This window comes from Paraburkholderia phosphatilytica, assembly GCF_003443895.1.
GTDB lineage: Bacteria > Pseudomonadota > Gammaproteobacteria > Burkholderiales > Burkholderiaceae > Paraburkholderia > Paraburkholderia phosphatilytica.
The window spans coordinates 1-5369 of the sequence record NZ_QQOA01000087.1 but is presented as its reverse complement, the minus strand read 5'-3'; the positions used below and the strand labels follow the sequence as shown (position 1 = coordinate 5369).

At 55.0% G+C, this 5369-nt stretch carries 2 tRNA genes and 2 rRNA genes; all 4 read left to right on the top strand.

The features are described from left to right. Nucleotides 1-212: 212 nt before the first annotated feature. The 4 genes from DVS29_RS36555 (at nt 213) to DVS29_RS36540 (ending at nt 5246) form a co-directional block, all read left to right on the top strand. Nucleotides 213-1743: ribosomal RNA gene (locus DVS29_RS36555) — 16S ribosomal RNA — on the top strand. A 64-nt stretch (nt 1744-1807) separates the two neighbouring features. After that, nucleotides 1808-1884, top strand: a tRNA-Ile gene (locus DVS29_RS36550). Nucleotides 1885-1941: 57 nt separating this feature from the next. After that, nucleotides 1942-2017 (top strand) — tRNA-Ala (locus tag DVS29_RS36545). Nucleotides 2018-2362: 345 nt separating this feature from the next. After that, a 23S ribosomal RNA gene (locus tag DVS29_RS36540) occupies nt 2363-5246 on the top strand. The 16S and 23S rRNA genes sit together here with 2 tRNA genes alongside, the layout of an rRNA operon. Nucleotides 5247-5369 lie beyond the last annotated feature (123 nt).

Here is a 5369-nt window from a genome sequence, read left to right as displayed (position 1 = left end):
CCCGGGCGGTTTGCGCGACGTGATCTTTAACAATCTACAGCCGATAAGTGTGGGCGCTTGATGGCGACGCAGGTGGAGTCTTCGGGCTTCGCTTTAGCGAAAGTATCAAGAGTCTCACACGAAAGTAAGTCAGGTTTTTGAATTTATTCAGAACCTGTCAGCTTTGAGTGAGCGACCGGGTTCGAGAGAACCCGAACACAGTAACAGGCATTGAACTGAAGAGTTTGATCCTGGCTCAGATTGAACGCTGGCGGCATGCCTTACACATGCAAGTCGGACGGCAGCGCGGGAGCAATCCTGGCGGCGAGTGGCGAACGGGTGAGTAATACATCGGAACGTGTCCTGGAGTGGGGGATAGCCCGGCGAAAGCCGGATTAATACCGCATACGCTCTATGGAGGAAAGCGGGGGACCTTCGGGCCTCGCGCTCAAGGGGCGGCCGATGGCGGATTAGCTAGTTGGTGGGGTAAAGGCCTACCAAGGCGACGATCCGTAGCTGGTCTGAGAGGACGACCAGCCACACTGGGACTGAGACACGGCCCAGACTCCTACGGGAGGCAGCAGTGGGGAATTTTGGACAATGGGGGCAACCCTGATCCAGCAATGCCGCGTGTGTGAAGAAGGCCTTCGGGTTGTAAAGCACTTTTGTCCGGAAAGAAATCATCCTGTCGAATAAACGGGGTGGATGACGGTACCGGAAGAATAAGCACCGGCTAACTACGTGCCAGCAGCCGCGGTAATACGTAGGGTGCGAGCGTTAATCGGAATTACTGGGCGTAAAGCGTGCGCAGGCGGTGATGTAAGACCGATGTGAAATCCCCGGGCTTAACCTGGGAACTGCATTGGTGACTGCATCGCTGGAGTATGGCAGAGGGGGGTGGAATTCCACGTGTAGCAGTGAAATGCGTAGAGATGTGGAGGAACACCGATGGCGAAGGCAGCCCCCTGGGCCAATACTGACGCTCATGCACGAAAGCGTGGGGAGCAAACAGGATTAGATACCCTGGTAGTCCACGCCCTAAACGATGTCAACTGGTTGTCGGGCCTTCATTGGCTTGGTAACGTAGCTAACGCGTGAAGTTGACCGCCTGGGGAGTACGGTCGCAAGATTAAAACTCAAAGGAATTGACGGGGACCCGCACAAGCGGTGGATGATGTGGATTAATTCGATGCAACGCGAAAAACCTTACCTACCCTTGACATGTACGGAACCCTGCCGAGAGGTGGGGGTGCCCGAAAGGGAGCCGTAACACAGGTGCTGCATGGCTGTCGTCAGCTCGTGTCGTGAGATGTTGGGTTAAGTCCCGCAACGAGCGCAACCCTTGTCCCTAGTTGCTACGCAAGAGCACTCCAGGGAGACTGCCGGTGACAAACCGGAGGAAGGTGGGGATGACGTCAAGTCCTCATGGCCCTTATGGGTAGGGCTTCACACGTCATACAATGGTCGGAACAGAGGGTTGCCAAGCCGCGAGGTGGAGCCAATCCCAGAAAACCGATCGTAGTCCGGATCGCAGTCTGCAACTCGACTGCGTGAAGCTGGAATCGCTAGTAATCGCGGATCAGCATGCCGCGGTGAATACGTTCCCGGGTCTTGTACACACCGCCCGTCACACCATGGGAGTGGGTTTTACCAGAAGTGGCTAGTCTAACCGCAAGGAGGACGGTCACCACGGTAGGATTCATGACTGGGGTGAAGTCGTAACAAGGTAGCCGTATCGGAAGGTGCGGCTGGATCACCTCCTTTCCAGAGCTTAAGCGTCAGAAGTTGAGCGCTCACACTTGTCGGCTGTAAGAGAAGACAGACTCAGGGGTCTGTAGCTCAGTCGGTTAGAGCACCGTCTTGATAAGGCGGGGGTCGTTGGTTCGAATCCAACCAGACCCACCATGTCTGCGGTGCGGCTGGCCGGGTGTAGCCAGAGCGGTCCCCTGTGGTTTGATGTGCGGGGGATTAGCTCAGCTGGGAGAGCACCTGCTTTGCAAGCAGGGGGTCGTCGGTTCGATCCCGTCATCCTCCACCAATCCTCAATGCACAGCGCCCAGCGAGATGGCTGGGTGCTGCGCATTGGCGATTGAGCCAGTCAGAGTGGATAGGTGGTTACAGCAATCACGCTATCGGCTGTCGTTCTTTAACAATCAGGAAGAAGCAGTAGTAAAGATCCGGTGAAAACGGTTAGAGATGGCCGTGAGTGACCGGATCAGGGTTGTGATTGTATCGATGTATCTCAAGAACGTCGCAAGACGTATTGGAATACGGCACAACGCGAATACTCAGCCTGTAGCGAGTAGGTCTATCCCCTTCGGGGATGGGACCAGCGTAAGCGCTAAAGCGCCAACGCTGGTCGACAGAGACATACCCGTTATAGGGTCAAGCGAACAAGTGCATGTGGTGGATGCCTTGGCGATCACAGGCGATGAAGGACGCGGTAGCCTGCGAAAAGCGGTGGGGAGCTGGCAAACGAGCTTTGATCCACCGATATCCGAATGGGGAAACCCGGCCCGTATGGGTCATCCATGGCTGAATACATAGGCCATGCGAAGCGAACGCGGCGAACTGAAACATCTAAGTAGCCGCAGGAACAGAAATCAACCGAGATTCCCAAAGTAGTGGCGAGCGAAATGGGACCAGCCTGCATTCTTTATTTCTGCTGTTAGCCAAACGCTCTGGAAAGTGCGGCCATAGTGGGTGATAGCCCCGTCGGCGAAAACAGTGGAAAGGAACTAGGTATGCGAGAAGTAGGGCGGGACACGTGAAATCCTGTCTGAAGATGGGGGGACCATCCTCCAAGGCTAAATACTCGTGATCGACCGATAGTGAACCAGTACCGTGAGGGAAAGGCGAAAAGAACCCCGGGAGGGGAGTGAAACAGATCCTGAAACCGCATGCATACAAACAGTCGGAGCCTCGTAAGGGGTGACGGCGTACCTTTTGTATAATGGGTCAGCGACTTACATTCAGTGGCGAGCTTAACCGAATAGGGCAGGCGTAGCGAAAGCGAGTCCGAACAGGGCGTCCAGTCGCTGGGTGTAGACCCGAAACCAGGTGATCTATCCATGGCCAGGATGAAGGTGCGGTAACACGTACTGGAGGTCCGAACCCACTGACGTTGAAAAGTCAGGGGATGAGCTGTGGATAGGGGTGAAAGGCTAAACAAACCTGGAAATAGCTGGTTCTCTCCGAAAACTATTTAGGTAGTGCCTCGTGTATCACCTTCGGGGGTAGAGCACTGTCATGGTTGAAGGGTCCATTGCGGATTACTTCGCCATAGCAAACTCCGAATACCGAAGAGTGCAATCACGGGAGACAGACATCGGGTGCTAACGTCCGGTGTCAAGAGGGAAACAACCCAGACCGCCAGCTAAGGTCCCTAAATATGGCTAAGTGGGAAACGAAGTGGGAAGGCTAAAACAGTCAGGAGGTTGGCTTAGAAGCAGCCACCCTTTAAAGAAAGCGTAATAGCTCACTGATCGAGTCGTCCTGCGCGGAAGATGTAACGGGGCTCAAGCCATATACCGAAGCTGCGGATGCGTACGCAAGTGCGCATGGTAGGAGAGCGTTCCGTAAGCCTGCGAAGGTGCACCGGAAGGTGTGCTGGAGGTATCGGAAGTGCGAATGCTGACATGAGTAGCGATAAAGGGGGTGAAAGGCCCCCTCGCCGTAAGCCCAAGGTTTCCTACGCAACGTTCATCGGCGTAGGGTGAGTCGGCCCCTAAGGCGAGGCAGAAATGCGTAGCTGATGGGAAGCAGGTCAATATTCCTGCACCGGCGTGAAATGCGATGGGGGGACGGATCGCGGAAGGTTGTCCGGGTGTTGGAAGTCCCGGTCGCTGCATTGGAGAGGGTAGCCTGGCAAATCCGGCTACAGGACTCAAGGGTGTGGCGCGAGCTTCTTCGGAAGCGAAGCAACTGGAAGGGGTTCCAGGAAAAGCCTCTAAGCTTCAGTTTCACGCTGACCGTACCGCAAACCGACACAGGTGGGCGAGATGAGTATTCTAAGGCGCTTGAGAGAACTCGGGAGAAGGAACTCGGCAAATTGGTACCGTAACTTCGGGATAAGGTACGCCCTGGTAGCTTGATGCGCCTGCGCGCAGAGGGTGAAGGGGTTGCAATAAACTGGTGGCTGCGACTGTTTAATAAAAACACAGCACTCTGCAAACACGAAAGTGGACGTATAGGGTGTGACGCCTGCCCGGTGCCGGAAGATTAAATGATGGGGTGCAAGCTCTTGATTGAAGTCCCGGTAAACGGCGGCCGTAACTATAACGGTCCTAAGGTAGCGAAATTCCTTGTCGGGTAAGTTCCGACCTGCACGAATGGCGTAACGATGGCCACACTGTCTCCTCCCGAGACTCAGCGAAGTTGAAGTGTTTGTGATGATGCAATCTCCCCGCGGCTAGACGGAAAGACCCCATGAACCTTTACTGCAGCTTTGCATTGGACTTTGAACCGGTCTGTGTAGGATAGGTGGGAGGCTGTGAAGCGGGAACGCTAGTTTCCGTGGAGCCGTCCTTGAAATACCACCCTGGTTTGTTTGAGGTTCTAACCTTGGGCCCTGAAGCGGGTCTGGGGACAGTGCATGGCAGGCAGTTTGACTGGGGCGGTCTCCTCCCAAAGTGTAACGGAGGAGTACGAAGGTACGCTAGGTACGGTCGGAAATCGTGCTGATAGTGCAATGGCATAAGCGTGCTTGACTGCGAGACCGACAAGTCGAGCAGGTGCGAAAGCAGGTCATAGTGATCCGGTGGTTCTGTATGGAAGGGCCATCGCTCAACGGATAAAAGGTACTCTGGGGATAACAGGCTGATACCGCCCAAGAGTTCATATCGACGGCGGTGTTTGGCACCTCGATGTCGGCTCATCTCATCCTGGGGCTGTAGCCGGTCCCAAGGGTATGGCTGTTCGCCATTTAAAGAGGTACGTGAGCTGGGTTTAAAACGTCGTGAGACAGTTTGGTCCCTATCTGCCGTGGGCGCTGGAAGTTTGAGGGGGCCTGCTCCTAGTACGAGAGGACCGGAGTGGACGAACCTCTGGTGTACCGGTTGTCACGCCAGTGGCATCGCCGGGTAGCTATGTTCGGAAGAGATAACCGCTGAAAGCATCTAAGCGGGAAACTCGCCTCAAGATGAGACTTCCCCGGGGCTTCGAGCCCCTTGAAGGGTCGTTCAAGACCAGGACGTTGATAGGTCAGGTGTGGAAGCGCAGTAATGCGTTAAGCTAACTGATACTAATTGCCCGTAAGGCTTGATCCTATAACAGGTGTGTGTCGGCAGCCATTAGTGCTTCAGCACTTATGGATGCCCCATCCTGCGCAACGCGCAGGGTCTCGGAACACGCACAGGTTGAGAGATCGATGTTGTGCCTGAAACAACACA